Below are 26276 nucleotides of genomic sequence, written 5' to 3'. Positions count from 1 at the left end.
TTCAGGCGCGGAGCCTGCGCTGCCTGCCGTACACGGCGAGCAGCGCGATGAGCACGACGCCCTGCACGACGATGCGAGCCCACTCGGGCATCGCGAGGGTCGTGAGCAGGCTCGTGAGCACGGTGAGCACGATGGCGCCGACGGCGCTGCCGAGGTAGCCGCCGACGCCGCCGGCCACGAGCGTGCCGCCGATGACGACGGCGGCGATCGACGGCAGCGTGAGGTCGTCGGCGAGGTTGAGGAACACCTGCTGCGAGTACCCCACCATCGCGATGCCTCCGAGGGCGGCGAAGAGCGACGACAGCACGTAGGCAGACACGGTCACGCGCCGCACGGGCACGCCCGACAGGCGTGCGGCCTCGCGGCTCGTGCCGATCGCGTAGAGCCGCGCGCCGAAGACCGTGCGGCGCAGCACGAGCGTCACCGCGCCGCCGAGCACGAGCCAGACGATGAGGATGCCGGGCAGCCCGAGCACGTCGCGACCGTTCACGAGCGACACGAGCGCCGGCGCGGCGCGGCCGTCGGCGCGGCCCCCGGTGACGACGAGGATGAGGCCGCCGACCACGCCGAGCATCCCGAGCGTCATGACGAACGGCGGGATCTTCAGCGCCACGATGCCGAGCCCGTTCGCGAGTCCGATGAGGGCCGCGACGCCGAGCGCCAGCAGCACGCCGGGCACGATCATCGCGTCGTCGCCCGCCATCGTGCGACTGGCGAGGATCGCGCCGAGCGTCGCGACGGTGCCGACCGAGAGGTCGATGCCCTCGCCGCCCGAGAGCACGACGATCGTCTGCCCGATGGCGATGATGCCGAGGAACGAGGCGACGCGCAGCATGTCGACGATCTGGTCGGGCGACGCGAAGCCGGGCCGCAGGATGCCGCCGATCGCGATGAGCAGCACCGCGATGAGCGCCGCGACGACGACGGGATCCTTGAGGATCGGCACGACGCGGCTCATCGGCGCCTCCTGGGTGCTCCGAGCGCGCTCAGCGCGAGCGCGAGGATGACGACGACGCCGGCTGCGAGGGCGCGCCACGAGGTGGGCAGCCCGATCGAGAAGAGGATCGTCGACGAGAGGGCGAGGATGATCGCGCCGGCGATCGCGCCGATCGGAGAGCCGATGCCGCCGCGCAGCGCGATGCCGCCGACGACGACGGCCGCGACGCTGCCGAGCGCGAGGTCGCCACCGATGAACGGGTCGCCCGAGCCGGCGTTGCCGAGCACCGCGAGGCCCGCGAGCCCGCTGATCGCGCCGCTGAGGACGTACGAGGCGAACTGGCTCGTCTGCACGGGCACGAGCGAGGCGTAGGCGGCGGCCGGGTCGCCGCCCGTGGCGCGGATGTGGCGCAGCACGCGGGTGCGGCGCAGCACGAGCCATCCGAGGGCGACGGCGACGACGAGCAGCACCGACATCGGCACGGTGGCGATCGCCTGGCGGAACGTGCCGGTGAGGATCGCGGGCACCGTGCCGCCCGGCGTCGGCAGCACGAGCAGCGCGAGCCCCGAGAAGATCGACGCCGATGCGAAGGTCGCGATGAGCGGCTGGAGTCGCAGCCGCGACACCACGAGGCCGTTGAGCATGCCGCAGGCGACGCCGGTGCCGACGGCGGCGGCGAGGCCGACGGCGGCGAGGCCGTCCTCGCCGCGCATGACCTGCACGGCGACGACGCTCGAGAGCGCGACGATCGCGCCCGCCGACAGGTCGAGCCCGCCGCCGATCACGACGATGGCCTGCGCGACGGCGACGAGGACGAGGGGCAGGAAGGTCGCGAACGTCGACGCGACGCCGTAGGGCGTCAGCAGGTTCGGCTGCAGCGCGATGGCCGCGACGACGGCGACGACGAGCAGCGCTGCGGTCGCCCACGAGGCGACGCGCACGCTGCGCACGCGGTCGACGACCGTGGGCGCAGGGGGTGCCTGCGTCGCGGCGGTCATGCCGCGTCCTCTCCGGTGGCAGCGCCCTGCGTGCCCTCGCCGATGCGCAGGGCGGCCTGCACGAGGCGCTCCTCGGTGATCTCGTCGCCGACGAGCGTCGCACGCACCGCGCCCTCGAACAGCACGAGCACGCGATCGCACACGGTGACGAGCTCGCGATCCTCGCTCGAGTTGATGACGACGGTGGCGCCCTGCTCGGCGAGCCCGCGCACGATGCGGTAGATCTCGGCCTTGGCGCCGACGTCGACGCCCTTCGTCGGATCGTCGAGCAGCACGACGCTCGGCTCGGTGAGCAGCCACTTGCCGAACACGACCTTCTGGGCGTTGCCGCCCGAGAGGCTCGAGATGGGGTCCGCGAGCGAGCCGATCTTGATGGCGAGCGCATCGACCATCGACTGCGCCGCCTCGCGCTCGCGCCGCGTCGACAGCACGCCGACGCGCGCGCGGCCGGCGATGCTCGCGATGGCGAGGTTCTCCTGGATCGGACGCGCGGGCAGCGTGCCCTGCGTGCCGCGGTCGCCGGGTACGAGCGCGATGCCGCGGCGGGCGGCCGAGCGGGGCGACGCGAGCCGCACGGGCTCGCCGTCGACCTCCACGTCGCCGGCCGCCGCGATGGCACCGAAGAGCGCGAGCAGCAGCTCCGACTGGCCCTGGCCCTGCAGGCCGCCGAGGCCCACGATCTCGCCACCGCGCGCGTCGAGGTCCACGCCGTGCAGCGCTCCCCCTGCGAGGCCGCGCACGCGCAGTCGCACGGGGCCGCCGGCAGCGTCGCGATGCTCGCGCTCGACCTGCTGCACGTCGCCCACCATGAGGCGCACGATCTCGTCGGGCGTCGTGTCGGGCACCGACGTCTCGGCGACCGTGACGCCGGAGCGCAGGATCGTCGCGCGATCGCACAGCTCGGTGATCTCGTCGAGACGGTGGGAGACGAAGAGGATGGCGGCGCCGCCCTCGCGCAGCTCGCGCACGATGTCGAAGACGAGCGCGACCTGGTCGCGGTGCAGCGACGCGGTGGCCTCGTCGAGGATGAGCACGCGGGGCTCGCGCAGCAGCGCCTTGCCGATCTCGACGAGCTGCTGCTGGCCGGGGGCGAGGTCGCGCACGGCGTCGTCGAAGCGCACGTCGCCGAGGGCGGGCGTGAGCCGCTCGAGCACGGGCGCGACGCGGCGCGCCGCGGCGCGGTCGGAGAGGAAGCCGAGCCTGCCCGGCTCGCTGCCGAGCACGAGGTTCTGGCCGACGGAGAGGTCGGGGACGAGGCTCAGCTGCTGGTAGACGGCCGCGACGCCGAGGCGTGCGGCGGCCCGCGGGGAGCCGATGCGGACCGACTCCCCCGCGAGCACGATCTCGGCGGCATCCGGGCGGACGGATCCGGCCAGCACCTTGCCGAGGGTGGACTTGCCGGAGCCGTTGGGCCCCAGGAGTCCGTGGACCTCGCCGCCCGCTGCCGTGAGGCTCGCGTCGCGGAGCGCCTGCACGCCGCCGTAGCGCTTGTGCACGCCCGAGAGCCGCACGAGCGGCGAGGTCACGGTCATCGATCAGTCCTGGACGAGGAACTGCTGGACGTCGTCGGCCGAGAGGATCGAGTCGAGCACGTACGACTCGCCCTCGCCCTCGGTCTCGGCCCACACCGCGTCGAGGTTCTCGTTCGTGACGGGCTCCTCGAGGGCGAGCACGAGCGTGTTGCCGTCGACGAGCTGCGACTCGTCGATCTCGGCACCCTGCAGCATCGCCATCGCGAGGTGCAGCGCCGTGGCTCCCGTGCCGGGAGGGTTCGTGACGCCGATGGACTCGAAGTCGTCCGACTGCTCGTTCCAGAGCTGCAGGAAGCCGTTGCGGGCCTCGCCCGTCACGACGATCTCGTCCTCGCGGCCCGCCGCGACGACGGCCTGCAGCACGCCGAGCGCCATGCCGTCCTGCGTCCACACGCCGTCGATCTCGGGGTAGGTCGCGAGCAGGTTGCCCATCTGCTGCTGCCCCGTCGCCTGGTCCCAGCCGCCGTCGGCGGTCGTGAGCACCTCGACGCCGGCCTCGTCGAAGACCTCCTGCGCGGCACCGTAGCGAGCCTCGTTGGCCGGGTGGCCGGAGATGCCGTTGACGGCGACGATCTGGCCACCCTCGCCGACCTGCTCGGCGAGCCACTCGGCGCTCGTCGCAGCCCACTCCGCCTGGTCGATGCCGACGTTGATGACCGAATCGGCCGTGACGGCCTGGTCGATGGCGAAGACGAGGATGCCCTGGTCGGTGGCCTCCTGGAACACCTGGTCGAGCGCGGAGCCGGAGTTCGGGTCGGCGATGATGGCGTCGACGCCGGCGTTGATGAGATTGCGGACCTGCTGGATCTGCCCGTTGACGTCAGTGTCGGCGTTCTCGAGCACGAGGTCCTCGAGCAGGCCCTCGTCCTGGTACGAGGACGCGGCATCCTCGATGTCCGAGATCATCTGGGTGCGGTACTCGGAGCCGACGAAGCCGTTCGAGATGCCGATGGTGAAGGGTCCAGCACCGTCGCCGTCGCCGGACGCAGCCGGTTCGTTGGAGACGGTGGAGCAGCCGGTGGCGACGAGAGCCGTCGCCGCCAGCGCTGCGACCGAGAGAAGACGCGTACGCATTCGATGCCTCCTTGCATCAGCAGCCGCACTTTCGCGCAGACTGCGAGAAACTGTGCGGTCAGTGTGGCACGAGGAGTCCTCGTCTGGCCAGAGGCGTGACGAGATCGTGACCCGGATGCGCTCGCGTCAGGGCGCGAGCAGGCGCTCGAGCGGCCCGAAGGCGTCGATCGCGACGGCGGCGGCCCCCAGCAGCGCGCCGTCCGCCGGCGTCGACGGCGGCACGAGCCGCGGCAGATGCAGGATGCGCCCCGCGAGGCGCTCCTCGAGCTGCGGCACGATCGTGTCGACGAGCGGTGCGAAGCGGCCGGCGAGCACGACGACCTCTGGATCGAGGATCGCGCAGAGGTTCGCGATCGCGACCGCGAACTCGTCCAGCACGCGATGGGCGAGCCGTGCGGCGGCATCGCCGTCGTCGAGTCGCGCGAACAGCGCTGCGAACGGCTCGTCGCCGACGAGCGCGATGCCGCCGTCCCGCGCCCGGCGCTCGAGACCGATCGATCCCAGCTGCGTCTCGAGGTCGCCGAAGTCGTCGTCGCGTCGCTCGATGGGACGCACGTCGAGGAGCATGCGGCCGATCTGGCCGGCGAACCCTCGCGAGCCCTCGACGACGCGGCCCGCCTCCACGATCCCCGAGCCGACGCCCTCGAACACCGCGAGGGCGACGAGCGTCGACGCATCCCGGTGCACGCCCCAGCGGGACTCGGCGAGCGCGATGAGGTTCGCGTCGTTGGCGACCGCGACCGGCGCGCCGATGCGCGCCCGCAGCAGGTCGGCGATGCGGATGCCGCGCCAGCGCAGCGCGGGCGCGAAGTCGATCTCGCCGTCGGGCTGCACCGGACCGGGGATCGCGACGCCGATGGCGACGGGCGTCGGCACCGCGGCGCGCCACGCCGCCTCGACGGCCTCGAGCGTGTGGGCGAGCCGCTCGTCGGGATCCGTGCTGCTCGCCGGGATGCGCTCGCTGCTGCGCACCGTGCCGCCGAGGTCGACGAGCGCGATCGTCGTGTGCCGGTCTGCGACGTCGACCGCCAGCACCGTCGCGGCCCGCTCGTCGACCTGCAGGCGGCCGAGCGGACGGCCGCCGCTGGGGCCGACGGCGCTCTCCTCGAGCAGCAGGCCCGCATCGATGAGCGCTGCGGCTGCCCGCGAGACGGTCGCGACGCTCAGGCCCGTCCGCTCGGCGAGCTCGGCGCGGGAGGCGCCGTGCGCGTCGCGCACCGCCTGCAGCACCGCCGCCCGGTTGCGGTGGGTCGTCGCCTCGGAGCTCACATCGGCCATCCTGGCACCCGGTCGACGCGCCGACGGATTCGCGCACCGCGGACACGCCGGGCACCGCTCGGCGCGCGTCGTAGGCTGGATCGGTGACCCAGCAGCCCGCCCCGCACCCGTCGCCGCAGCGACGCGCGAGCCTCGAGGTGCTGCGCGCAGAGGCCGCCGACGAGCGCTCGGTGCTCGTCGACGAGCGGCTCCGCGCCGGCGAGGACCCGTGGGACTTCATGGCCGACCTGCCGACGGTCGACGAGCTCGTCGTGCTCCTGCTGCGCTCGGAGCGCATCCTGCCGCCCGGCGCCGTGCGCCCCGACGAGGACGTGAGCGACGTCGTGCTGCGTCGCATCGCCGCCGACTACCCGCCGCTCGCCACCACGGTGTGGACGATGCTGTCGGAGGCGGAGTCCGTGCGCGTCTGGGCGCCCAGGATCCGTCGCGTCGGACGCTGACGGCGCTGCCGACCGGCAGCGAGGCCCGAGCACGCGGAACGGCGCAGCACCCGGAGGTGCTGCGCCGTTCGTGACGTCGGAGCGGTGCTCAGATCGTGAAGCCCAACGCGCGCATCATCTCGCGACCGTCCTCCGTGATCCGCTCGGGACCCCACGGCGGCATCCACACCCAGTTGATGCGGAATCGGGCGACGATGCCGTCGAGCTTGTCGGCGATCTCCTGCTCGATGACGTCGGTGAGCGGGCATCCCGCGCTCGTCAGCGTCATCGAGATCACGAGCGCGTCCTGCTCGTCGTCCCATGCCAGGTCGTAGATGAGGCCCAGGTCGACGATGTTGACGTCGAGCTCGGGGTCGACGACGCCCTTGAGGGCCTCGCTCGCCTCGTCGAACAGCTCTGGTGCGAGCTCGGTGACTGCCATCAGACTCCTGCCTTCAGGTACCGATCGTAGCCCTCGTCCTCCAGGCGCTCCGCGAGCTCCTTGCCGCCCTGCTCGGCGACCTTGCCGTCGACGAAGACGTGCACGAAGTCGGGCTGGATGTAGCGGAGGATGCGCGTGTAGTGCGTGATGAGCAGCACGCCCATGTCGGTCTTGCCCTTGACGCGGTTCACGCCCTCGCTGACGATGCGCAGCGCATCGACGTCGAGGCCCGAGTCGGTCTCGTCGAGCACGGCGAGCTTCGGCTGCAGCAGCTCGAGCTGGAGGATCTCGTGGCGCTTCTTCTCGCCGCCCGAGAAGCCCTCGTTGACGTTGCGCTCCGAGAACGACGAGTCCATGCGCAGGTCACCCATGGCCTCGCGCACCGACGTGATCCACGGGCGCAGCTGGGGCGCCTCGCCGTCGATCGCCGTCTTCGCGGTGCGGAGGAAGTTCGACACCGTGACGCCGGGGATCTCGACCGGGTACTGCATGGCGAGGAAGACGCCGGCGCGTGCACGCTCGTCGACGCTCATCGCGAGCACGTCCTGACCGTCGAACGTGATCGAGCCGCCGTCGACCTGATACCGCGGGTGGCCGGCGATCGTGTACGCGAGGGTCGACTTGCCCGAGCCGTTCGGGCCCATGACCGCGTGGATCTCGCCCGACCGGATCGTCAGGTCGACGCCCTTGAGGATGGGCTTCGAGCCCTCCTGCGTCTCGATCGAGACCTGCAGGTCCTTGATCTCCAGGGTGCTCACGTCAGCTCCTTACCGTCGGCCATGAGGCCGGACACGTCGATGGGGTTCGTCACGTCGACGAGCACGTCGTCGCCGTCGATGATCACCGGATACACCGGCACCGGCTCGTACGCCGGGAGGTTCAGGGGTCGGCCCGTGTGCAGCGAGAACTGCGAGCCGTGGGCCCAGCACTCGAGGGTGTCGTCCTCGACGAACCCCTCGGAGAGCGAGATGTCGCCGTGGGTGCAGCGATCGCCCAGCGCGTGGATCGTCCCCGCCGAGTCGCGCACGATCGACACGGCGATACCGTCGATCTCGACCTTGCGCGGCTCGGACGTGGAGATCTCGCTCGCCGAGCAGGCGCGCGTCGCGGTCATGCCCCCGCCCGCGACGCGGGCGCGAGGCCGGCACCGCGTGCGATCTCGGCCTCGATGTCGGCGGCGAGCCGCTCCTCGAGGTCGGGGATGCCGATGCGCTGCACGATCTCCATGAGGAAGCCGACGACGACGAGGCGTCGCGCCTGCTCCTCGGGGATGCCGCGAGCCTGCAGGTAGAACAGCTGCTCGTCGTCGAAGCGACCGGTCGCCGAGGCGTGACCGGCACCGGCGATGTCGCCGGTCTCGATCTCGAGGTTCGGGATCGAGTCGGCGCGCGTGCCGTCCGTGAGGACGAGGTTCTGGTTCTTCTCGTACGAGTCGGTGCCCGTGGCGTCCTGGCCGATGAGCACGTCGCCGATCCAGACCGTGCGTGCGCCCTCGCCCTGCAGCGCGCCCTTGTAGAGCACGTCGCCCTTCGTCGAGACGCCCTCGTGGTGCATGTACACCTGCGACTCGAGGTGCTGGCCGGCGTCGGCGAACGCGAGGCCGAGCATGTCGCCCTCCGAGCCCTCGCCCGCGAGGCGCATCGACGGGTTGACGCGCACGACGCCGCCGCCGAACGTGACGACGACGTGCTTGAGGTACGCGCCGGTGCCGACGACCGCCTGATGGGCGGCGGCGTGCACGGCGGTGTCGTCCCACTCCTGCACCGACACGACGGTGAGGCGGGCGCCGTCGCGCACGAGGATCTCGACGTTCTGCGCGTACGCGGCCGAGCCGGAGTGCTCGAGCACGATCGTGGCGTCGCTGCCCGGCAGGGCCTCGAGCACGATGTGCGCGTTCGCGTGGCGGCCCTCGCCCTGTCCCGCGATGCGGGCGACGAGCGGCTCGGCGACGGTCTCGCCCTCGGGGATGCGCACGTGCAGCGCGTTCGCGCAGCGCTTCCACGCGATGGCGGCGACGACGTCCTCGGGCTCGAAGATCTCGCCGCGCGGGGCCACGTCGTGACCCGTCGACTCGACGAGGTACGACTCGAGGCCCGCGACGTCGTAGGAGACGGCGGACTCGTCGCCCTCCTCGGTCGCCTCGTCCACGAAGAGCGGCGCGAGGCGCCGCACGTCGGAGAGCTTCCAGTTGACCTCGCGTCCCGTGGGCGTGCCGAAGTCCGCGGGCTCGAACGACGTGGGTCGCTCGCTGCGCGTCTGGACGGGCACGGTGCTGCGCTCGCGCGGCGCGGGGCCGGTCGACGCTGCGCCTGCTGCGCGCTCGGTGGTGTCTACGGTGCTGGTCTCAGCCGTGGTCATCAGCCGACGGATCCTTCCATGCTCATCTCGATGAGCTTGTTGAGCTCGAGCGCGTACTCCATGGGCAGCTCGCGAGCGATGGGCTCGATGAAGCCGCGGACGATCATCGCCATGGCCTCGTCCTCGGGCATGCCGCGGCTCATGAGGTAGAACAGCTGCTCCTCGGAGACCTTCGACACGGTGGCCTCGTGGCCGAGCACGACGTCGTCGACGCGGATGTCGATCGCCGGGTACGTGTCGGAGCGCGAGATCGTGTCGACGAGCAGCGCGTCGCAGCGGACGGTGTTCGCCGAGTGGTGCGCGTTGGCATCCACCCGCACCTCGCCGCGGTAGCCCGCGCGACCGCCACCACGAGCGATCGACTTCGAGACGATCGACGACGTCGTGTGCGGCGCCATGTGGATCATCTTCGCGCCGGCGTCCTGGTGCTGGCCGGGGCCCGCGAACGCGACCGAGAGCGTCTCGCCCTTCGCGCGCTCGCCGGCGAGGTAGATCGACGGGTACTTCATCGTGACCTTGGAGCCGATGTTGCCGTCGATCCACTCCATCGTCGCGCCCTCGTGCGCGATCGCGCGCTTGGTGACGAGGTTGTAGACGTTGTTCGACCAGTTCTGGATCGTCGTGTAGCGGACGCGCGCGTCCTTCTTCACGATGATCTCGACGACGGCCGAGTGCAGCGAGTCCGACGAGTAGATCGGCGCCGTGCAGCCCTCGATGTAGTGCACGTACGAGCCCTCGTCGGCGATGATGAGCGTGCGCTCGAACTGGCCCATGTTCTCGGTGTTGATGCGGAAGTAGGCCTGCAGCGGGATCTCGACGTGCACGCCCTTCGGCACGTACACGAACGAGCCGCCCGACCACACGGCCGTGTTCAGCGCCGCGAACTTGTTGTCGCCCGACGGGATGACCGAGCCGAAGTACTCCTCGAAGAACTCCGGGTGCTCCTTGAGCGCCGTGTCGGTGTCCATGAAGATGACGCCCTGGTCCTCGAGCTCCTTCTGGATGGAGTGGTAGACGACCTCGGACTCGTACTGCGCGGCGACGCCGGCGACGAGGCGGGCGCGCTCGGCCTCGGGGATGCCGAGGCGGTCGTACGTGTTGCGGATGTCCTCGGGGAGGTCCTCCCACGTCTGCGCCTGCTTCTCGCTCGAGCGCACGAAGTACTTGATGTTGTCGAAGTCGATGCCCGACAGGTCGGCGCCCCACGTGGGCATGGGCTTGCGCTCGAAGAGCTGCAGCGCCTTGAGCCTGCGCTCGCGCATCCACGTCGGCTCGCTCTTCAGGTCGGAGATCTCCTCGACGACCTGCGGGTTGATGCCGCGCTTGGCGATCGCACCCGCCGCATCCGAGTCGTGCCAGCCGAACTCGTACTGGCCGAGCCCCTCCAGCTCCGGTCGGTCGATCAGCACATCAGCCATCGCTCCCCCTCACCTCTTCGAAGTCTGCAAGCGGATGGGCCCACCTCGCCATTCCGCGCGCACCGGCGAACGGTGGCAGACTGGGAGGGCTGTGGGCGCAGCCCTTCTGGGCGTCATCCGTGCCTCCAGCCTATCGTGACCCGCCCATGCGCACGGGAACCCATTGCGCTGAGAGAGAGCACCGTGACCCGCGGCATCCGCATCGCCAGCGTCGCCACCCTCGTGACGCAGATCCTCATCGTCGGCACCGGTGGCGCGGTGCGCCTCACCGGCTCGGGGCTCGGCTGCACGACGTGGCCCTACTGCACGCCCGAGTCGTTCGTGCCCGTGCCCGAGCAGGGCATCCACGGCGTCATCGAGTTCTCGAACCGCGTCATGGGTGGCGTCGTGCTGCTCGTCGCCGCGATCATGCTCGTGCTCGCGATCGTGCACCGTCGGCGCCATCCCGGCGTGCTCCCGCTCGCGATCGCCGTCGTCGTCGGCACGATCGCGCAGGCGCTCATCGGCGCCGTCGTCGTCTTCCTGCACCTGCGCCCCGACACGGTCGGCATCCACTTCTCCCTCTCCGCGGTGCTCGTGGGCGTGTCCGCCTGGATGGCGTGGCGCGTGTTCCGCGGCCGACGCGCGCGCTGGGGCGGCACGCTCGCGCAGCGCGCCCTCATGCTCGCGACGGCCGTCATGGTGCCCGTCGTCGTCTACGTCGGCATCCTCACGACGGGCTCCGGACCCCACGCGGGCGACGGCGGTGCGGCGCGCAACGGCCTCGACCCGGCGCTCATGCAGCACGTGCACGCGTTCCCGGCCTACGCGCTGCTCGCCCTCGCCATCGGGCTCGTGCTCGTCGGCTGGCGCCTGCGGCCGTTCGGCATCTGGGCGGGCACGCTGCTCGCCCTGCTCGTCACGCAGGCGACCATCGGCATCGTGCAGTCGAACCTCGGCCTGCCGATCGCGCTCGTCGGCTCGCACATGGTGCTGTCGGTCATGATCGTGGCCACGACCGTCCTCGCGGCGCTCTCGCTGCGCGTGCCCGCGGCCGCGGGCGTCGAGGTCGACGACGTGCGCGAGTCCGTCGCCGTCTGAGCGCACGTGCGAGGCCCGCATCGGGCAGGATCGACCGCATGAGCATGCGACTGGGCGTCCTCGACGTCGGCTCCAACACCGTGCACCTGCTCGTCGTCGACGCAGGCCCAGGTGGCCGCCCGATCCCCCACCAGTCGCACAAGGTGACGATGCGCCTCATGCGCTACCTCGTCGACGGCGCGATCAGCGACGAGGGCCAGGAGGCGCTCATCGGCGCGATCCGCGAGTGCGTCGAGGTGGCGGAGTCCGTCGGGCTCGAGCAGCTGCTCGTCGTCGCGACGTCGGCGGTGCGCGAGGCCGAGAACGGCGAGGCCGTCATCGCGCGCATCGAGGCCGAGACGGGCGTCGAGCTCGACATCCTCTCGGGCGAGGACGAGGCGCGACTCACGTTCCTCGCCGTGCGCCGCTGGTTCGGATGGGCCGCCGGCCGCATCCTGCTGCTCGACATCGGCGGCGGCTCGCTCGAGATCGCCGTCGGCGCCGACGAGGAGCCGCAGGTCGCGCTCTCCGTGCCGCTGGGCGCCGGCCGCTCGACCGTCTCGTTCCTCACCGACGACCCGCCGACCGCGGCGCAGCAGCGCGCGCTGCGCACCTACGCCAAGGCCGTGCTCGACGACGTCGTCGGCACGGTGCGCGGCGCGGGCCGTCCCGACCACGTCGTCGGGTCGTCGAAGACCATCCGCTCGCTCGCCCGCCTCGCCGGCAGCGTCGTGCCCGGCCTCGGCGGCGAGGATCGCGTCGTGCTGCGCCGCAAGGACCTCGACGACTGGGTGCCGCGCATCGCGCGCATGGATGCCGACTCGCGGCACGCGCTGCCGGGCATCACGCCCGACCGCACGTTCCAGATCGTCGCGGGCGGCATCGTGCTGTCGGAGGCCATGCGCGCGTTCGGCGTGCGCGAGCTCGACGTGTCGCCGTGGGCGCTGCGCGAGGGCCGCCTGCTGCGGCACCTCGAACGGCTGTGAGTCAGTCGGCCGGCCAGCGCGCGTCTCGCGCGTAGTCGGCGAGGCGGATCCGCATCGCGGCGTGCGCCTGGGCGGGCGCGTCGTCGCCCACGAGCACGCGCAGCCGGTGGTCGGGCGTGGCGACGTGCGCGAGCAGCACGGCCGCTGCGTCGGCGGGCGACGTGCCACCACCGGTGCCCTCCGCTGGCCACGGCACGTCCGACGTGCCGAACAGGCGCTCCCGAAGGGCGTCGTACGCGCGCAGCGGCGTCGCGAAGCGCATGCTGCCGGTGCCCCACTCGGTGTCGAGCGCGCCGAGCTCCGCGATCGTGACGCGCACGCCGAGGTCCGCGACCTCCGCGGCGAGCGCCTCGGCGAAGCCCTCGAGGCCCCACTTCGACGCGTTGTAGAGCCCGAGGGTCGGCATCGTGCCGACGGCGCCGACGGTCGAGACGTGCACGACGTGGCCCGCGCCGCGCTCCCGCATGGCCGGCAGCACCGCCTGCGTGATCCACAACGCCCCGAGCAGGTTCGTGTCCACGATCGCACGGGCCTCGTCCTCCGAGACCTCCTCGGCGGCACCGATGAGTCCGTACCCGGCGTTCGACACGAGCACGTCGACGCCGCCGAAGGCAGCGGTCGCCTCGGCGACGACGGCGACCGCACGGTCGCGATCGCGCACGTCGAGGGTCGTGACGAGCAGCCGCGGGTGCGCGGGGAGGTCGTGGGCGCCGCGGACGGTCGCGACGACGCGATGGCCCGCGTCGAGCGCCGCGAGCACGATCGCGCGTCCGAGGCCGCGCGAGGCACCCGTCACCAGCCAGACGTCGGAGTCGCTCATGCGACCCAGTCAAGCAGCCGCGTCGGCGGCGGCGAGCCTCAGAAGGGCAGCAGCGTGTCGACCGCGACGGCGACGAACACGAGCGTGAGGTAGGTGTTCGAGGCGTGGAACACGCGCATCGCACGCGCCTCCGCGCCGCGCACGGCACGGGCGTGCAGGCCGTGCGCCTCGGCGACGAACCAGATGCCGGCGCCGAGCGCCACGACGACGTACACGATGCCCATGCCGGCCACCGGGATGAGCAGCAGCGTGCAGGCGAGCGACGCCCACGCGTAGAGCACGACCTGGATGCCGACGGTCGCGCGACCGCGCACGACGGCGAGCATCGGCACGTCGGCCGCCTCGTAGTCCTTGCGGTACTTCATCGACAGCGGCCAGTAGTGCGCCGGCGTCCAGAGGAAGATGAGCGTGAAGAGGATCCATGCGGGCCAGTCGAGCGTGCCGGTGACGCCGGCCCAGCCGATGAGCACGGGGAAGCATCCTGCGATGCCGCCCCACACGATGTTCTGCTCGGTGCGGCGCTTGAGCAGCAGCGTGTAGACGAAGACGTAGAAGCCGATGGCCGCGAGCGACAGCACGGCGGCGAGCCAGTGGGCGAAGACGGCGAGCACGACGGTCGAGACGACCGTGAGCGTCCAGGCGAAGACCGTCGCCTGGCGCGGCGTCAGCGCGCCGGTCACGAGCGGGCGGCCCTGCGTGCGCTGCATGACCGCGTCGATGTCGCGGTCGATGATCATGTTGAACGCGTTCGCGGCGCCTGCCGAGAGGAAGCCGCCGACGAGCGTCGCGACGAGCGCCACGGGGTTCGGGATGCCGTCGGCTGCGAGGAACATCGTCGGCAGCGCGGTCACGAGCAGCAGCTCGATGACCCGCGGCTTCGTGAGTGCCACGTATGCCTTCGCGCGGTCGGCGAGACGCGCTCGATCGGAGCGGTGGGCGGTGGCGGTCATGACCCTCGGATGCGTCGCAGGCGGCATGTGACGGTCCGAGTCTACCGGGCCGCAAGGCCCGCTCGTGAGCATGCCGCGGTCACTATGCTCGAACACGTCGCACCACCAGAAGCATCGGCCCTGCCACGTGAGTGGGGCCGCTCCCGCATGGAAGGGCCCGCATTGACGCTCGAATGGACTGAGACCGACGCGAAGGCCGTGGACACGGCCCGCATCCTCGCCGCGGACGCCGTGGAGAAGGCCGGTCACGGCCACCCCGGCACGGCGATGAGCCTCGCACCGGCTGCGTACCTGCTGTTCCAGAAGGTCATGGAGCGCGATCCCGCCGACCACGCCTGGCTCGGTCGCGATCGCTTCGTCCTCTCGGCCGGCCACTCGTCGATCACGCAGTACGTGCAGCTGTTCCTCGCAGGCGACGGCCTCGAGCTGACCGACCTGCAGGCGCTGCGCACGTGGGGCTCGAAGACCCCCGGCCACCCCGAGTTCGGCCACACCGACGGCGTCGAGATCACGACCGGACCGCTGGGCCAGGGCCTCGCGTCCGCGGTCGGCTTCGCGTACGCGCAGCGCTTCGAGCGCGCGCTGCTCGACCCCGACACGGCCGACGGCGAGAGCCCCTTCGATCACTACACCTACGTGATCGCCGGCGACGGCGACCTGCAGGAGGGCGTCACGAGCGAGGCCGGCTCGCTCGCGGGCCGTCAGGAGCTCGGTCGCCTCATCGCGATCTACGACTCCAACCAGATCTCGATCGAGGACGACACCGACGTCGCGTTCACCGAGGACGTCAAGGCCCGCTACGAGGCCTACGGCTGGCAGGTGCTCGAGGTCGACTGGCGCTCTGGCGACCCGGCCGACGACGCCGACTACCACGAGGACCTCCCGGCCCTCCACGCCGCCATCGAGGCCGGCAAGGCCGAGACGACGAAGCCGACGCTCATCGTGCTGCGCACGATCATCGGCTGGCCGGCCCCCACGAAGCGCAACACGGGCAAGATCCACGGATCGAAGCTCGGCGCCGAGGAGCTCGCGGCGACGAAGGAGCTCGTGGGCTTCGACCCCGAGGAGCACTTCGCGCTGCCCGAGGGCGTGCTCGACCACACCCGCACGAACGCCGCCGAGCGCGCGACGACGGCACGCGCCGCATGGCAGCCGCGCTTCGACGCGTGGGCCGCTGCGAACCCGGAGGGCAAGGCGCTGCTCGAGCGCCTCGAGTCCGGCGCGCTGCCCGACGGCATCGAGGAGGCGCTGCCCGTGTTCGAGGCCGGCAAGGACCTCGCGACGCGCGCGGCGAGCGGCAAGGTCATCAACGCCCTCGCCGGCGTGATCCCCGAGCTGTGGGGCGGCTCCGCAGACCTCGCCGAGTCGAACAACACGACCATCGAGGGCGGCGGCTCGTTCCTGCCCGCGGGCTCCGGCACCAAGGAGTTCCCGACGGCGTCGTTCGCCGGTCGCACGCTGCACTTCGGCATCCGCGAGCACGCGATGGCCGCGATCCTCAACGGCATCGTGCTGCACGGCCCGACGCGTCCGTTCGGCGGCACCTTCCTGATCTTCAGCGACTACCAGCGTCCCGCGCTGCGCCTCGCGGCCCTCATGGGCGTGCACCCCATCCACGTGTGGACGCACGACTCCGTCGCCCTCGGCGAGGACGGCCCCACGCACCAGCCGATCGAGCAGCTCGCGACGCTGCGCGCGATCCCCGGCTTCGACGTCGTGCGTCCCTCGGACGCCAACGAGACGGCGTGGGCGTGGAAGACGATCCTCGAGCGCAAGCACAAGCCCGTCGGCATCGCGCTCACGCGCCAGCCGATCCCCACGTTCGAGCGCGGCGAGGGTGCGGCGACCGCCGACACGTTCGCGGCGGCGTCGAACGTGGCGAAGGGCGCGTACACGCTCGTCGACGCGTCGACCGAGACGCCCGAGCTCATCCTCATCGGCACGGGCTCCGAGGTGCAGATCGCGGTCGCAGCCCGCGAGGTGCTCGAGGCCGAGGGCATCGGCGTGCGCGTCGTCGCCGCACCGAGCCTCGAGTGGTTCGCCGAGCAGTCGGCCGAGTACCGCGAGTCGGTGCTGCCGAAGGCCGTCAAGGCGCGCGTGTCGGTCGAGGCCGGCTCCGTGCTCACCTGGGCGGGCATCGTCGGCGACGCCGGTCGCTCGGTGGGCATCGACCACTTCGGCGCGAGCGCCGACTACCAGACCCTGTTCCGCGAGTTCGGACTCACGCACGAGGCCGTCGTGGCCGCTGCGCGCGAGTCGATCGCCGCGACGAAGGAGGCATGACCATGACCGAATCCACGAAGGCCCTCAGCGACGTCGGCGTCAGCATCTGGCTCGACGACCTGTCGCGCGAGCGCATCGAGACCGGCAACCTGCAGGAGCTCATCGAGACGCGCGACGTCGTCGGCGTCACGACGAACCCGTCGATCTTCGCCGCCGCCCTCGCGAACGGCGAGCGCTACGAGGCTCGCCTCGTCGAGCTCAAGGCCGACGGTGCGGACGTCCACGAGGTCATCCGCACCCTCACGACCGAGGACGTCGCCGCCGCATGCGACATCTTCCAGCCGATCTACGCCGCCACGAGCGGCATCGACGGCCGCGTGTCGATCGAGGTCTCCCCCGGCCTCGCGTTCGACACGCAGGGCACGATCGACGAGGCGAAGGCGCTCCACGAGCGCGTCGACCGCGAGAACGTGCTCATCAAGATCCCCGCGACGAAGGACGGCCTCGAGGCCATCGCCGCGACGATCGGCGCCGGCATCAGCGTCAACGTCACGCTGATCTTCTCGCTCGACCGCTACCGCGACGTCATCAACGCCTACCTCACGGGCCTCGAGCGCGCGCAGGAGGCCGGCCACGACCTCTCGACGATCCACTCCGTCGCCTCGTTCTTCGTGTCCCGCGTCGACACCGAGATCGACAAGCGCCTCGACGCGATCGGCACCGACGAGGCCACGGCCCTCAAGTCGAAGGCCGGCATCGCGAACGCGCGCCTCGCCTACGGCGTGTGGCAGGAGGCGTTCTCGTCGGAGCGCGCGCAGACGCTGCTCGCCGCCGGCGCCAACGCGCAGCGCGCGCTGTGGGCCTCGACGGGCGTCAAGGACCCGTCGCTGCCCGACACGCTGTACGTCACGGAGCTCGCAGCGCCCGAGACGGTCAACACCATGCCCGAGAAGACGCTCGAGGCGCTCGCCGACCACGGCGTCGTCACGGGCGACGAGATCACGGCGAACGTCGAGTCCGCCCAGGGCGTGCTCGACGCGGTCGAGGCGCAGGGCATCTCGTACGTCGAGGTCACCGAGCTGCTCGAGCGCGAGGGCGTCGACAAGTTCATCGCCTCGTGGGACGAGCTCGTCGAGACCGTCCGCGGACAGCTCGCGCAGGCAGGAGGTGCGGCATGAGCTTCGTGCTCCACGCCACCGGCGCCGCCCAGGAGGCCATCGACCGCGTCGTGCCGCAGCTCGTGGCCGACGGCGTCGCGGGCCGCATCGCCGCCAAGGACTCGACCCTCTGGGGCGAGGCCGCGGAGGCCGAGGCCGCCAAGCGCCTCGGCTGGATCGACGCGGCGTCGAACACGCGCGGCATCGTCGACGACGTGCTCGAGCTCAAGGCCGACCTGGCCGCGAAGGGCGTCGACCGCTTCGCGCTCGCGGGCATGGGCGGCTCGTCGCTGGCCCCCGAGGTCATCACCCGCACGTTCGGCGTGCACCTGACGGTGCTCGACTCCACCGAGCCCGGCCAGGTGCTCACGGCCCTGCGCGACGAGCTCGAGCGCACCGCGATCGTCGTCTCCTCGAAGTCGGGCTCGACGCTCGAGACCGACTCGGCGAAGCGCGTCTTCGAGCAGTGGTACCGCGACGCGGGCATCGACCCGACCGAGCGCATCATCGTCGTGACCGACCCGGGCAGCCCGCTCGACGGCGCCGCGCGCGCCGACGGCTACCGCGTCTTCAACGCCGACCCGAACGTCGGCGGCCGCTACTCGGCGCTCACGGCGTTCGGCATCGTCCCCTCCGCGCTCGCCGGCGTCGACGTCGCCGAGCTGCTCGACGAGGCCGAGGCGGCGCTGCCGCTCGTCTCCGAGGACGACGAGTCGAACCCGGGCCTCCAGCTGGGTGCGGTGCTCGCCGGCACGAAGCCGCGCAAGGACTACGTCGGGATCGTCGCCGACGGCACGCACATCGTCGGCTTCGCCGACTGGGCCGAGCAGCTCATCGCCGAGTCGACGGGCAAGCAGGGCACGGGCGTGCTGCCCGTCGTGCTCGACGTCGACGCGGCCGAGCTCGACGAGGACCTCGCGGACCTGCAGGTCATCCGGGTCGTCGGCTCGCGCGCCGAGGCACGCGACGTCGCGGCCGGCGAGGTCGAGGTCGCAGGCACCCTCGGGGCCCAGCTGCTCGTGTGGGAGTTCGCGACGGCCGTCGCCGGACGCCTGCTGGGCATCGACCCGTTCGACCAGCCCGACGTGGAGTCGGCGAAGGACGCCGCGCGCGGCCTGCTCGAGGACCTCGCTCCCCCGGCCCCCGCGACGGTCGTCGACGGCTCGATCGAGCTGCGCGGCTCCGTCTCGGGCGACACGCTCGAGTCGTCGCTCGACGCGCTGCTCGCCGCCATCCCCGCCGACGGCTACCTCGCGGTGCACACGTACCTCGACCGGCTCGGCGAGGAGCGCTTCGCGACGCTCCGCGACCTCCTCGCGGCGCGCACGCAGCGTCCCGTCACGTTCGGCTGGGGCCCCCGATTCCTGCACTCCACGGGCCAGTACCACAAGGGCGGCAAGCCCGTCGGCGTGTTCCTGCAGATCCTCGGCACCCCCGCAGAGGACCTCGAGATCCCCGAGCGTCCGTTCACGTTCGGCCAGCTGCTGCAGGCGCAGGCCGGCGGCGACGCCGCCGTGCTGGCGGGCCACGACCGGCCCGTGCTCACGCTCACGCTGACCGACCTCGACGACGGGTACCGCCGCCTGGCCGCCGCAGCCGCCGCATGAGCGCTCCGGCGAGCTGGTCGAATCCGCTGCGCGACGCGTCGGACCTGCGTCTGACGCGCATCCCCGAGCCGAACGCCCTCGTGCTGTTCGGCGTCACGGGCGACCTCGCGCAGAAGAAGCTGCTGCCGGCGATCTACGACCTCGCCAACCGCGGCCTGCTGCCGCCCGGCTTCTCGCTCGTCGGCTACGGCCGTCGCGAGTGGGATGCCGCGGCGTTCCGCGACGTCGTCGAGAAGGCCGTGCGCGCCCACGCGCGCACGCCCTTCCGCGACGACGTGTTCGCGCAGCTCGCCGAGGGGTTCCGCTTCGTGCAGGGCGACTTCGACGACGACGCGGCCTTCGACCGGCTCGCCGAGACGCTCCGCGAGCTCGACGACGCCCGCGGCACGATGGGCAACTACGCCTTCTACCTGTCGATCCCGCCCGGGCAGTTCCCGGTCGTGACGCAGCAGCTGAAGCGGTCGGGCGTGGCGACGAGCGACGAGTCGTGGCGCCGGGTCGTCATCGAGAAGCCGTTCGGCCACGACCTCGCCTCCGCCAAGGAGCTCGCGACCGTCGTCGACTCCGTCTTCCCGCCCGACAGCGTCTTCCGCATCGACCACTACCTCGGCAAGGAGACGGTCCAGAACATCCTCGCCCTCAGGTTCGCGAACAACCTGTGGGAGCCGATCTGGAACGCCAACTACATCGACCACGTGCAGATCACGATGGCCGAGGACATCGGCGTGGGCGGCCGTGCCGGCTACTACGACGGCATCGGCGCCGCACGCGACGTCATCCAGAACCACCTGCTGCAGCTCTTCGCCCTCACGGCGATGGAGGAGCCGGTGTCGTTCGACGCCGTCGACCTGCGCACCGAGAAGGAGAAGGTGCTCTCGGCCGCCCGCATCCCGGGCGACCTCGACGCCTCGACGGCGCGCGGGCAGTACGAGGGCGGCTGGCAGGGCGGCACGCAGGTCACGGGCTTCCTCGACGAGGACGGCATGGCCGAGGACTCGGCCACCGAGACCTACGCCGCCATCACGCTCGAGGTCGACAACCGCCGCTGGGCGGGCGTGCCCTTCTACCTGCGCGCCGGCAAGCGACTGGGACGTCGCGTCACCGAGATCGCGATCGTCTTCAAGCGCGCGTCGCAGTACCTGTTCCCCGAGACGGCGACGCAGTCGATGGGCGAGAACGCCCTCGTCATCCGCGTGCAGCCCGACGAGGGCACGTCGCTGCGCTTCGGCTCGAAGGTGCCGGGATCCGGCATGCACGTGCGCGACGTCACGATGGACTTCGGCTACGGCCACGCGTTCACCGAGGAGTCGCCCGAGGCCTACGAGCGCCTCATCCTCGACGTGCTGCTCGGCGACCCGCCCCTGTTCCCGCAGGCGCGCGAGGTCGAGCTGTCGTGGGCCATCCTCGACCCCGTCGAGGAGCACTGGGCCGCCGTGGGCAGCCCGCTCGAGCAGTACGCACCGGGGTCCTGGGGCCCCGCGAGCGCCGACGCGATGCTGCGGCGCACCGATCGTCATTGGAGGCGCCCGTGATCGTCACGCTCGAGGGCACGACGACGAGCGCGATCCAGCGCCGACTCATCGAGATCCGCGAGGAGGGCGGCGTGCTCGCCCTCGGGCGCGTGCTGACGCTCGTCATCCACACCCATCTCGGCGAGGAGGAGGACGCGATCGCGGCCGCCAACGAGGCGAGCCGCGAGCACCCCATGCGCGTGCTCGTCGTGTCGCGGTCGATGGACGAGATCGCCGCGACCGAGGAGCCGCGGCTCGACGCCGAGATCCGCGTCGGCGGCGACGCCGGCGCGAGCGAGGTCGTGCTGCTGCAGTGCTACGGCGAGGTCGGCGCGCACCTCATCGGCGTCGTGCAGGGCCTCCTGCTGCCCGATGCGCCCGTCGTCGCCTGGTGGCCGCACCGCATGCCCGAGCACCCCGCCTCCGCGCAGCTCGGTGCGCTCGCGCAGCGCCGCATCACCGACTCCGCACGCCAGGAGGACCCGCGCTCGGTGCTCCGTGGCCTCGCCGAGGGCTACGCGCCCGGCGACACCGACCTGGCGTGGACGCGCGTCACGAACTGGCGCGCCCAGCTCGCTGCCGTGCTCGACCAGCCGCCGTACGAGCCCGTGCTCCACGCTCGGGTCACCGGCGCGCTGCGCAGCCCGTCGGTGCACCTCATGGCCGCGTGGCTGCGTCTGCGCCTCGGCGTGGACGTCGACGTGTCGTCGCGTGCCGACGGCCCGCTCGGCTCGAGCGGCCTGTCGTCGGTCACGCTCACGCGTGCGTCGGGCGACGCGACCCTCACGCGGATCCGCCCGTCGACGGGACTGCTGCAGATCCCCGGCCAGCCCGACCACGAGGTCGCGCTCTCGCACCGGCAGCTGCGCGACCAGCTCGCGGAGGAGCTCCGCAGGCTCGACCCCGACGAGATGTACCACCAGGTGCTCGAGGCGATCCGCATCTCGGGCACGGCCGGCACGAGCGTGCCGGCGCCCGAGGGAGGCAGCCGATGAGCCGCGAGCTCGTGATCCACGCCGACCGCGCCGCGCTCGTCGCCGAGACCGCCGACCGGCTCGTCACGACGATCTCGGTCGTGCTCGCCGAGCAGGACGAGTGCCACGTCGCCCTCACGGGCGGCTCCGTCGGCACCGAGCTGCTCGCCGCGCTGCGCGGCCGCGCGCTCGACTGGTCGCGCATCCACTGCTGGTGGGGCGACGAGCGCTTCGTGGCCGCCGCGGACGGCGACCGGAACGCGCTCCAGGCGCGCGAGGCCCTGCTCGACCACGTCGACGTCCCCGCGGCGAACGTGCACGAGCTGCCCGCGTCGGATGCGGGGCTCGACCTCGACGCCGCCGCTGCCGCAGCGACGGCCGAGCTCGGCGACCGCGTGCTCGACCTCGTGCTGCTGGGCATGGGGCCCGACGCGCACGTCGCGTCGCTCTTCCCCGGCCACGACGGCACCGACGTCGAGGGCGCGGCGGTCATCGCCGTGCGCGACTCCCCCAAGCCGCCGCCCGAGCGCCTGAGCCTCACCTTCGACGCGCTCAACCGCGCGCCGCGCGTGTGGCTCGTCGTCGCCGGCGACGACAAGGCGTCGGCGCTCGCCCTCGCCATGTCGACCGCCGACCGGCACGAGGTGCCGGCTGCCGGCGTCCACGGCACGCGCGAGACGCGCTACCTCGTCGACCGCGCCGCGGCATCGCTCCTGCCCGACGGCATGCTCGACTGACGACGCTCCCGGCTCGCCCCGAGCACGAGGAAGGCCCCGCATCCGGATGGATGCGGGGCCTTCGTCGTCGTGCGCGACGCGGGTCAGGACGCCTGACCGCGGCGGGCGCGCAGCTTCTGCAGCGCCTCCTCGAGCAGCTGCTCCGCCTCCTCGGGCGTGCGGCGCTCCTTCACGTACGCGAGATGCGTCTTGTAGGGCTCGGCCTTCGAGACCTGCGGGGGTGCATCCTTGTCGCGGCCGGCGGGAAGACCCGTCGACGGAGAGTCGATGACCTCGGGGATCTCGTCCTCGGGCAGATCGGCCGCGAAGTAGCGCACCGTCTCGTTGCCCGCGGCGTCCCAGTAGGACACCGCCACGCGCTCGGCGTGGAAGCCTCGATCCTGCTCGCCCATGGGGCCCGCGCCGACGCGCGAGCCGCGGATGGCGCTGCCGCCGGAGGCCATCAGCCGGCTCCGTTGAAGCGCGTGATGACGCCGAGCACCGTGATCGACGTGATCCAGGTGAGGACGAACGTCACCGTGAGGATGTTCAGGTTGCGCTCGGCGACGCCCGACGAGCCCATCGACGACGAGATGCCGCCGCCGAACATGTCGGACAGGCCGCCACCGCGGCCCTTGTGCAGCAGGATGAGCAGCGTCAGCAGCACCGACGTGATGCCGAGGATCACCTGCATGATGATCTGGAGGATCTCCACGTTCACCTCTCGTGGGAAGTCTGGACGATCGGTCAGTCTACCGCAGTGCCGAGGTCTCCCCCGGCACCGCGGCGCGCGTCACGTGCCGACGTGATGCGTGAAGCGGCTGATGGCGGCGAACTCCACCGGGTCGAGGCTCGCACCGCCGACGAGCGCGCCGTCGACGTCGGGCTGGCGCATGAAGCCGGCGATGTTGCCCGACTTCACCGATCCGCCGTAGAGGATGCGGGTCGACGCTGCCGCCTCGGCGCCGCGGACGTCGGCGATGGCGGCGCGGATCGCGGCGCACACCTCCTGCGCCTGCTCGGCCGTCGCGGCCTGGCCGGAGCCGATGGCCCACACGGGCTCGTACGCCACGACGACCTCGCCTGCGGGCAGGTCGGCGAGGATCGTGCGGATCTGCTGCACGGGCACCGCGGACGCGCCGTGCTGCTCGAGGTCCTCGGCCGTCTCGCCGATGCAGATGACCGGCGTGACGCCGTGCCGCAGCGCAGCAGCCGACTTGCGGCCGATGAGCTCGTCGGTCTCGCCGTGGATCTGGCGACGCTCCGAGTGGCCCACGAGCACGTATCGGCAGTCGAGGCGCGCGAGGAAGACGGGGCTGATCTCGCCCGTGTAGGCGCCCGAGTCGTGCTCGGACACGTCCTGGCCGCCGTAGGCGAGGTCGAAGCGCTCGGCCGCGACGAGCGACTGCACGCTGCGCAGGTCGGTGAAGGGCGGGAACACCGCGACCTCCGCGTCCTTCGCGTCGTGCTTCGCGTCCTGCAGCGTCCAGGCGAGCTTCTGCACCACCCGGATCGCGTCCAGGTGGTCGAGGTTCATCTTCCAGTTGCCTGCGATGAGCGGGGTACGGGTCACCATCCGAGTGCCTCCAGTCCTGGCAGCCGCTTGCCCTCGAGGAACTCGAGGCTCGCACCGCCGCCGGTCGAGATGTGGTCGAAGTCGGAGTCTGCGAAGCCGAGCCTGCGCACCGCGGCCGCGGAATCCCCGCCGCCGACGACCCCGAGGCCATCGACCTCGGTGAGCGCCTGCGCGACGGCCTTCGTGCCCGCTGCGAACGCCGGCATCTCGAACACGCCCATCGGCCCGTTCCAGAACACCGTGCGGGATGCCGCGATGCGGGCGGCGAAGTCTGCGGCCGTGGCGGGGCCGATGTCGAGGCCGATGCCGTCGGCGCCGAAGGCGCTCGACTCGATGGCGTCGGCTGCGACGGTCTCGTGCGCGGCGTCGGCGTCGAACGCCTCCGCGACGACGACGTCCGTCGGCAGCACGATCTCGACGCCCGAGGCCTCGGCCTGGTGGAGGTAGCCGCGCACGGTCTCGAGCTGGTCGGCCTCGAGCAGGCTCTTGCCGACGCCGTGGCCCTGGGCCGCGAGGAACGTGAAGAGCATGCCGCCGCCGACGAGCAGCTGGTCGACGCGCGGCAGCAGGTGCTCGATGACGCCGAGCTTGTCGGAGACCTTCGAGCCGCCGAGCACGACCGTGTACGGGTGCTCGGGCGAGTCCGTGAGCCGAGCGAGCACGTCGAGCTCGCCTGCGACGAGCAGGCCGGCGGCGCTCGGCACGAGGCTCGCGACCTCGTAGACGCTCGCCTGCTTGCGGTGCACGACGCCGAAGCCGTCGGACACGAACGCGTCGGCACCCTCGACGAGCTGGGCGGCGAACGCTGCGCGCTCCGTCTCGTCCTTGCTCGTCTCCCGCGCGTCGAAGCGCAGGTTCTCGAGCAGCAGGATCCCGCCGTCGGCGAGCGCGGCGCGCTTGGCGGCAGCGTCCTCGCCGACGGTGTCGGTCGCGAACGCGACCTCCGTGCCGAGCAGCTCGCCGAGGCGCTCCGCGACCGGGCCGAGCGAGAACGCCGGGTTCGGCGAGCCGTCCGGACGCCCGAGGTGGGACATCGCGACGACCTTCGCACCCGCATCCAGCAGACGGCGCAGCGTCGGCACCGAGGCCGCGATGCGACCCTCGTCGCCGATGACGCCGTCCTTGAGCGGCACGTTGAGGTCGCACCGCACCAGCACGGTGCGGCCGGCGAGGTCCCCGAGGGACTCGAGCGTCCGGACCGGCATCAGAGCTTCGCGCCGACGTAGCTCGTCAGGTCGACGAGGCGGTTCGAGTAGCCCCACTCGTTGTCGTACCAGGACGACACCTTGACGAGGTTGCCGATGACCGACGTCAGGCCCGAGTCGAAGATCGACGAGTGCGGGTTGCCCTGGATGTCGCTCGAGACGAGCGGCTCGTCGGAGTACTGCAGGATGCCCTTGAGCGGACCCTCGGCGGCCGCGCGGTACGCGTCGTTGATCTCCTCGACCGTGAGGCCGTCGCGCGTGACGAGCGTCAGGTCGACGATCGAGCCCGTGGGCACGGGCACGCGGTACGACGAGCCGTCGAGCAGGCCGTTGAGCTGCGGCAGCACGAGGCCGATGGCCTTCGCAGCACCAGTCGAGGTGGGCACGATGTTGATCGCTGCGCCGCGCGCACGACGGAGGTCCTTGTGCGGGCCGTCCTGCAGGTTCTGGTCGGCCGTGTAGGCGTGGGCCGTCATCATGAAGCCGCGCTCGATGCCGAACGCCTCGTGGAAGACGCCCGCGAGGGGTGCGAGGCAGTTCGTCGTGCACGACGCGTTCGAGATGACGTGGTCGTTGGCGGGGTCGTAGTCGCCCTCGTTGATGCCCATGACGAACGTCGGCGCCGGGTCGGAGGCGGGGGCCGAGATGATGACCTTCTTCGCGCCGGCCTCGATGTGCTGGCTGGCCTGCGCGACCTTCGTGAAGATGCCGGTCGACTCGATGACGACGTCGGCGCCGAGGTCGCCCCACGGCAGCGCCTTCGGGTCGCGCTCGGCGAGCGCCTGGAACGTCTGGTCGCCGACCGTGATCGACGAGCCGTCGCTGTGGACGGGGACGTCGAGCACGCCGCCCACGGAGTCGTACTTGAGGAGGTGCGCGAGCGTCGCGTTGTCGGTGAGGTCGTTCACGCCGACGATCTCGATGTCGGCGCCCTGCTCGAGCGCCGCGCGGAGGAAGTTGCGACCGATGCGGCCGAAGCCGTTGATGCCAACCTTGGTGGTCATTCCTGCTCCCTGGTGGGGTGGGGGTGGATGCG

At 71.9% G+C, this 26276-nt stretch carries 26 protein-coding genes; 9 read left to right on the top strand and 17 right to left on the bottom strand.

Going from position 1 to position 26276, the window contains the following annotated elements; genetic code table 11:
* Nucleotide 1: 1 nt before the first annotated feature.
* From FS793_RS02060 to FS793_RS02040, 5 genes are all read right to left on the bottom strand, one after another.
* Nucleotides 2-958, bottom strand: a complete 957-nt coding sequence (locus FS793_RS02060; RefSeq protein ID WP_144718033.1) for an ABC transporter permease — start codon at nt 956-958, stop codon at nt 2-4.
* Nucleotides 955-1935, bottom strand: a complete 981-nt coding sequence (locus FS793_RS02055) for an ABC transporter permease (protein WP_144718031.1) — start codon at nt 1933-1935, stop codon at nt 955-957. Before FS793_RS02055 ends, FS793_RS02060 begins: the two co-directional genes overlap by 4 nt.
* Nucleotides 1932-3467: a sugar ABC transporter ATP-binding protein gene (locus tag FS793_RS02050; protein ID WP_144718029.1), complete on the bottom strand. Its 1536-nt coding sequence runs from the start codon at nt 3465-3467 to the stop codon at nt 1932-1934. The genes FS793_RS02055 and FS793_RS02050 overlap by 4 nt, the downstream gene beginning before the upstream one ends.
* Before the next feature lie 3 nt (nt 3468-3470).
* Nucleotides 3471-4541: a substrate-binding domain-containing protein gene (locus tag FS793_RS02045; RefSeq protein ID WP_144718027.1), complete on the bottom strand. Its 1071-nt coding sequence runs from the start codon at nt 4539-4541 to the stop codon at nt 3471-3473.
* Between the two features lie 126 nt (nt 4542-4667).
* Nucleotides 4668-5810 (bottom strand): ROK family transcriptional regulator, encoded by a 1143-nt coding sequence (locus tag FS793_RS02040; RefSeq protein WP_186329278.1) that lies wholly within the window; start codon nt 5808-5810, stop codon nt 4668-4670.
* Between the two features lie 92 nt (nt 5811-5902).
* Between FS793_RS02040 and FS793_RS02035 the strand changes: the two genes are divergently transcribed.
* Nucleotides 5903-6259, top strand: a complete 357-nt coding sequence (locus FS793_RS02035; RefSeq protein WP_144718023.1) for a tryptophan synthase subunit alpha — start codon at nt 5903-5905, stop codon at nt 6257-6259.
* Between the two features lie 88 nt (nt 6260-6347).
* On the opposite strand, the gene FS793_RS02030 is transcribed toward FS793_RS02035, so the two are convergent.
* From FS793_RS02030 to sufB, 5 genes are read right to left on the bottom strand one after another with little or no spacing between them, the layout of a single operon-like run.
* A complete protein-coding gene (locus FS793_RS02030; RefSeq protein WP_144718021.1) occupies nt 6348-6680 on the bottom strand; it encodes a metal-sulfur cluster assembly factor in 333 nt (110 codons plus the stop codon).
* Nucleotides 6680-7438 carry a Fe-S cluster assembly ATPase SufC gene (gene sufC, locus FS793_RS02025; protein ID WP_144718019.1) on the bottom strand — a complete coding sequence of 253 codons (759 nt, stop codon included), beginning with the start codon at nt 7436-7438 and terminating at the stop codon, nt 6680-6682. Before sufC ends, FS793_RS02030 begins: the two co-directional genes overlap by 1 nt.
* Nucleotides 7435-7794 (bottom strand): non-heme iron oxygenase ferredoxin subunit, encoded by a 360-nt coding sequence (locus FS793_RS02020; RefSeq protein ID WP_144718017.1) that lies wholly within the window; start codon nt 7792-7794, stop codon nt 7435-7437. The genes sufC and FS793_RS02020 overlap by 4 nt, the downstream gene beginning before the upstream one ends.
* A complete protein-coding gene (sufD, locus tag FS793_RS02015) occupies nt 7791-9038 on the bottom strand; it encodes a Fe-S cluster assembly protein SufD (RefSeq protein ID WP_144718015.1) in 1248 nt (415 codons plus the stop codon). Before sufD ends, FS793_RS02020 begins: the two co-directional genes overlap by 4 nt.
* Nucleotides 9038-10456, bottom strand: coding sequence for a Fe-S cluster assembly protein SufB (gene sufB, locus FS793_RS02010; RefSeq protein WP_144718013.1), 1419 nt, complete (start codon nt 10454-10456; stop codon nt 9038-9040). The genes sufD and sufB overlap by 1 nt, the downstream gene beginning before the upstream one ends.
* A 183-nt stretch (nt 10457-10639) precedes the next feature.
* On the opposite strand from sufB, the gene FS793_RS02005 reads away from it, so the two are divergent.
* Both FS793_RS02005 and FS793_RS02000 read left to right on the top strand, forming a co-directional pair.
* On the top strand, nt 10640-11536 hold the full coding sequence (locus FS793_RS02005) for a COX15/CtaA family protein (protein ID WP_186329277.1): 897 nt from the start codon (nt 10640-10642) through the stop codon (nt 11534-11536).
* Between the two features lie 44 nt (nt 11537-11580).
* Nucleotides 11581-12501, top strand: coding sequence for a Ppx/GppA phosphatase family protein (locus FS793_RS02000; protein WP_144719721.1), 921 nt, complete (start codon nt 11581-11583; stop codon nt 12499-12501).
* A gap of 1 nt (nt 12502) precedes the next feature.
* On the opposite strand, the gene FS793_RS01995 is transcribed toward FS793_RS02000, so the two are convergent.
* Together FS793_RS01995 and FS793_RS01990 are read right to left on the bottom strand one after the other, a co-directional pair.
* Nucleotides 12503-13321, bottom strand: a complete 819-nt coding sequence (locus tag FS793_RS01995) for an SDR family NAD(P)-dependent oxidoreductase (protein ID WP_144718011.1) — start codon at nt 13319-13321, stop codon at nt 12503-12505.
* Between the two features lie 38 nt (nt 13322-13359).
* Nucleotides 13360-14271 (bottom strand): heme o synthase, encoded by a 912-nt coding sequence (locus FS793_RS01990; RefSeq protein ID WP_144718009.1) that lies wholly within the window; start codon nt 14269-14271, stop codon nt 13360-13362.
* A 147-nt stretch (nt 14272-14418) separates the two neighbouring features.
* Between FS793_RS01990 and tkt the strand changes: the two genes are divergently transcribed.
* The 6 genes from tkt to pgl are packed head-to-tail and all read left to right on the top strand — an operon-like array spanning nt 14419 to nt 22480.
* The gene (gene tkt, locus FS793_RS01985) at nt 14419-16554 is read left to right on the top strand and encodes a transketolase (protein ID WP_144718008.1); all 2136 of its coding nucleotides are present in this window, start codon (nt 14419-14421) and stop codon (nt 16552-16554) included.
* On the top strand, nt 16551-17672 hold the full coding sequence (tal, locus tag FS793_RS01980) for a transaldolase (protein ID WP_144718006.1): 1122 nt from the start codon (nt 16551-16553) through the stop codon (nt 17670-17672). The genes tkt and tal overlap by 4 nt, the downstream gene beginning before the upstream one ends.
* Nucleotides 17669-19258 (top strand): glucose-6-phosphate isomerase, encoded by a 1590-nt coding sequence (locus FS793_RS01975; protein WP_144718004.1) that lies wholly within the window; start codon nt 17669-17671, stop codon nt 19256-19258. Before tal ends, FS793_RS01975 begins: the two co-directional genes overlap by 4 nt.
* On the top strand, nt 19255-20790 hold the full coding sequence (gene zwf / locus FS793_RS01970) for a glucose-6-phosphate dehydrogenase (RefSeq protein ID WP_144718002.1): 1536 nt from the start codon (nt 19255-19257) through the stop codon (nt 20788-20790). Before FS793_RS01975 ends, zwf begins: the two co-directional genes overlap by 4 nt.
* Complete coding sequence (locus FS793_RS01965) at nt 20787-21764, top strand: glucose-6-phosphate dehydrogenase assembly protein OpcA (protein WP_144718000.1); 978 nt, start codon at nt 20787-20789, stop codon at nt 21762-21764. Before zwf ends, FS793_RS01965 begins: the two co-directional genes overlap by 4 nt.
* Nucleotides 21761-22480: a 6-phosphogluconolactonase gene (gene pgl / locus FS793_RS01960; RefSeq protein ID WP_144717998.1), complete on the top strand. Its 720-nt coding sequence runs from the start codon at nt 21761-21763 to the stop codon at nt 22478-22480. The genes FS793_RS01965 and pgl overlap by 4 nt, the downstream gene beginning before the upstream one ends.
* Before the next feature lie 83 nt (nt 22481-22563).
* Here pgl and FS793_RS01955 read toward each other — a convergent pair whose 3' ends face one another.
* The 5 genes from FS793_RS01955 to gap all read right to left on the bottom strand — a co-directional run bounded on the left by FS793_RS01955 (nt 22564) and on the right by gap (nt 26244).
* On the bottom strand, nt 22564-22923 hold the full coding sequence (locus tag FS793_RS01955) for an RNA polymerase-binding protein RbpA (RefSeq protein ID WP_092501422.1): 360 nt from the start codon (nt 22921-22923) through the stop codon (nt 22564-22566).
* A complete protein-coding gene (gene secG, locus FS793_RS01950; RefSeq protein ID WP_092501423.1) occupies nt 22923-23174 on the bottom strand; it encodes a preprotein translocase subunit SecG in 252 nt (83 codons plus the stop codon). Before secG ends, FS793_RS01955 begins: the two co-directional genes overlap by 1 nt.
* A gap of 78 nt (nt 23175-23252) precedes the next feature.
* Entirely contained in the window at nt 23253-24035 is a 783-nt protein-coding gene (gene tpiA, locus FS793_RS01945) for a triose-phosphate isomerase (protein WP_144717996.1), read from the bottom strand.
* Nucleotides 24029-25240 carry a phosphoglycerate kinase gene (locus FS793_RS01940; protein ID WP_144717994.1) on the bottom strand — a complete coding sequence of 404 codons (1212 nt, stop codon included), beginning with the start codon at nt 25238-25240 and terminating at the stop codon, nt 24029-24031. Before FS793_RS01940 ends, tpiA begins: the two co-directional genes overlap by 7 nt.
* Nucleotides 25240-26244, bottom strand: a complete 1005-nt coding sequence (gap, locus tag FS793_RS01935) for a type I glyceraldehyde-3-phosphate dehydrogenase (RefSeq protein ID WP_144717992.1) — start codon at nt 26242-26244, stop codon at nt 25240-25242. Before gap ends, FS793_RS01940 begins: the two co-directional genes overlap by 1 nt.
* Nucleotides 26245-26276: the final 32 nt, after the last annotated feature.

The organism is Agrococcus jejuensis, assembly GCF_007679035.1.
Taxonomy (GTDB): domain Bacteria; phylum Actinomycetota; class Actinomycetes; order Actinomycetales; family Microbacteriaceae; genus Agrococcus; species Agrococcus jejuensis_A.
The sequence above is the reverse complement of the archived record's forward strand: the minus strand, read 5'-3'. Positions and strand labels throughout refer to the sequence as shown.

What these genes read in the sequence shown, in the direction of transcription:
- FS793_RS02060 (WP_144718033.1), bottom strand. Translation starts at nt 958, where the DNA reads ATGAGCCGCGTCGTGCCGATCCTCAAGGATCCCGTCGTCGTCGCGGCG.
- FS793_RS02055 (WP_144718031.1), bottom strand. Translation starts at nt 1,935, where the DNA reads ATGACCGCCGCGACGCAGGCACCCCCTGCGCCCACGGTCGTCGACCGC.
- FS793_RS02050 (WP_144718029.1), bottom strand. Translation starts at nt 3,467, where the DNA reads ATGACCGTGACCTCGCCGCTCGTGCGGCTCTCGGGCGTGCACAAGCGC.
- FS793_RS02045 (WP_144718027.1), bottom strand. Translation starts at nt 4,541, where the DNA reads ATGCGTACGCGTCTTCTCTCGGTCGCAGCGCTGGCGGCGACGGCTCTC.
- FS793_RS02030 (WP_144718021.1), bottom strand. Translation starts at nt 6,680, where the DNA reads ATGGCAGTCACCGAGCTCGCACCAGAGCTGTTCGACGAGGCGAGCGAG.
- FS793_RS02020 (WP_144718017.1), bottom strand. Translation starts at nt 7,794, where the DNA reads ATGACCGCGACGCGCGCCTGCTCGGCGAGCGAGATCTCCACGTCCGAG.
- sufD (WP_144718015.1), bottom strand. Translation starts at nt 9,038, where the DNA reads ATGACCACGGCTGAGACCAGCACCGTAGACACCACCGAGCGCGCAGCA.
- sufB (WP_144718013.1), bottom strand. Translation starts at nt 10,456, where the DNA reads ATGGCTGATGTGCTGATCGACCGACCGGAGCTGGAGGGGCTCGGCCAG.
- FS793_RS02000 (WP_144719721.1), top strand. Translation starts at nt 11,581, where the DNA reads ATGCGACTGGGCGTCCTCGACGTCGGCTCCAACACCGTGCACCTGCTC.
- FS793_RS01995 (WP_144718011.1), bottom strand. Translation starts at nt 13,321, where the DNA reads ATGAGCGACTCCGACGTCTGGCTGGTGACGGGTGCCTCGCGCGGCCTC.
- FS793_RS01990 (WP_144718009.1), bottom strand. Translation starts at nt 14,271, where the DNA reads ATGACCGCCACCGCCCACCGCTCCGATCGAGCGCGTCTCGCCGACCGC.
- tkt (WP_144718008.1), top strand. Translation starts at nt 14,419, where the DNA reads ATGGAAGGGCCCGCATTGACGCTCGAATGGACTGAGACCGACGCGAAG.
- tal (WP_144718006.1), top strand. Translation starts at nt 16,551, where the DNA reads ATGACCATGACCGAATCCACGAAGGCCCTCAGCGACGTCGGCGTCAGC.
- FS793_RS01975 (WP_144718004.1), top strand. Translation starts at nt 17,669, where the DNA reads ATGAGCTTCGTGCTCCACGCCACCGGCGCCGCCCAGGAGGCCATCGAC.
- zwf (WP_144718002.1), top strand. Translation starts at nt 19,255, where the DNA reads ATGAGCGCTCCGGCGAGCTGGTCGAATCCGCTGCGCGACGCGTCGGAC.
- pgl (WP_144717998.1), top strand. Translation starts at nt 21,761, where the DNA reads ATGAGCCGCGAGCTCGTGATCCACGCCGACCGCGCCGCGCTCGTCGCC.
- FS793_RS01955 (WP_092501422.1), bottom strand. Translation starts at nt 22,923, where the DNA reads ATGGCCTCCGGCGGCAGCGCCATCCGCGGCTCGCGCGTCGGCGCGGGC.
- tpiA (WP_144717996.1), bottom strand. Translation starts at nt 24,035, where the DNA reads ATGGTGACCCGTACCCCGCTCATCGCAGGCAACTGGAAGATGAACCTC.
- FS793_RS01940 (WP_144717994.1), bottom strand. Translation starts at nt 25,240, where the DNA reads ATGCCGGTCCGGACGCTCGAGTCCCTCGGGGACCTCGCCGGCCGCACC.
- gap (WP_144717992.1), bottom strand. Translation starts at nt 26,244, where the DNA reads ATGACCACCAAGGTTGGCATCAACGGCTTCGGCCGCATCGGTCGCAAC.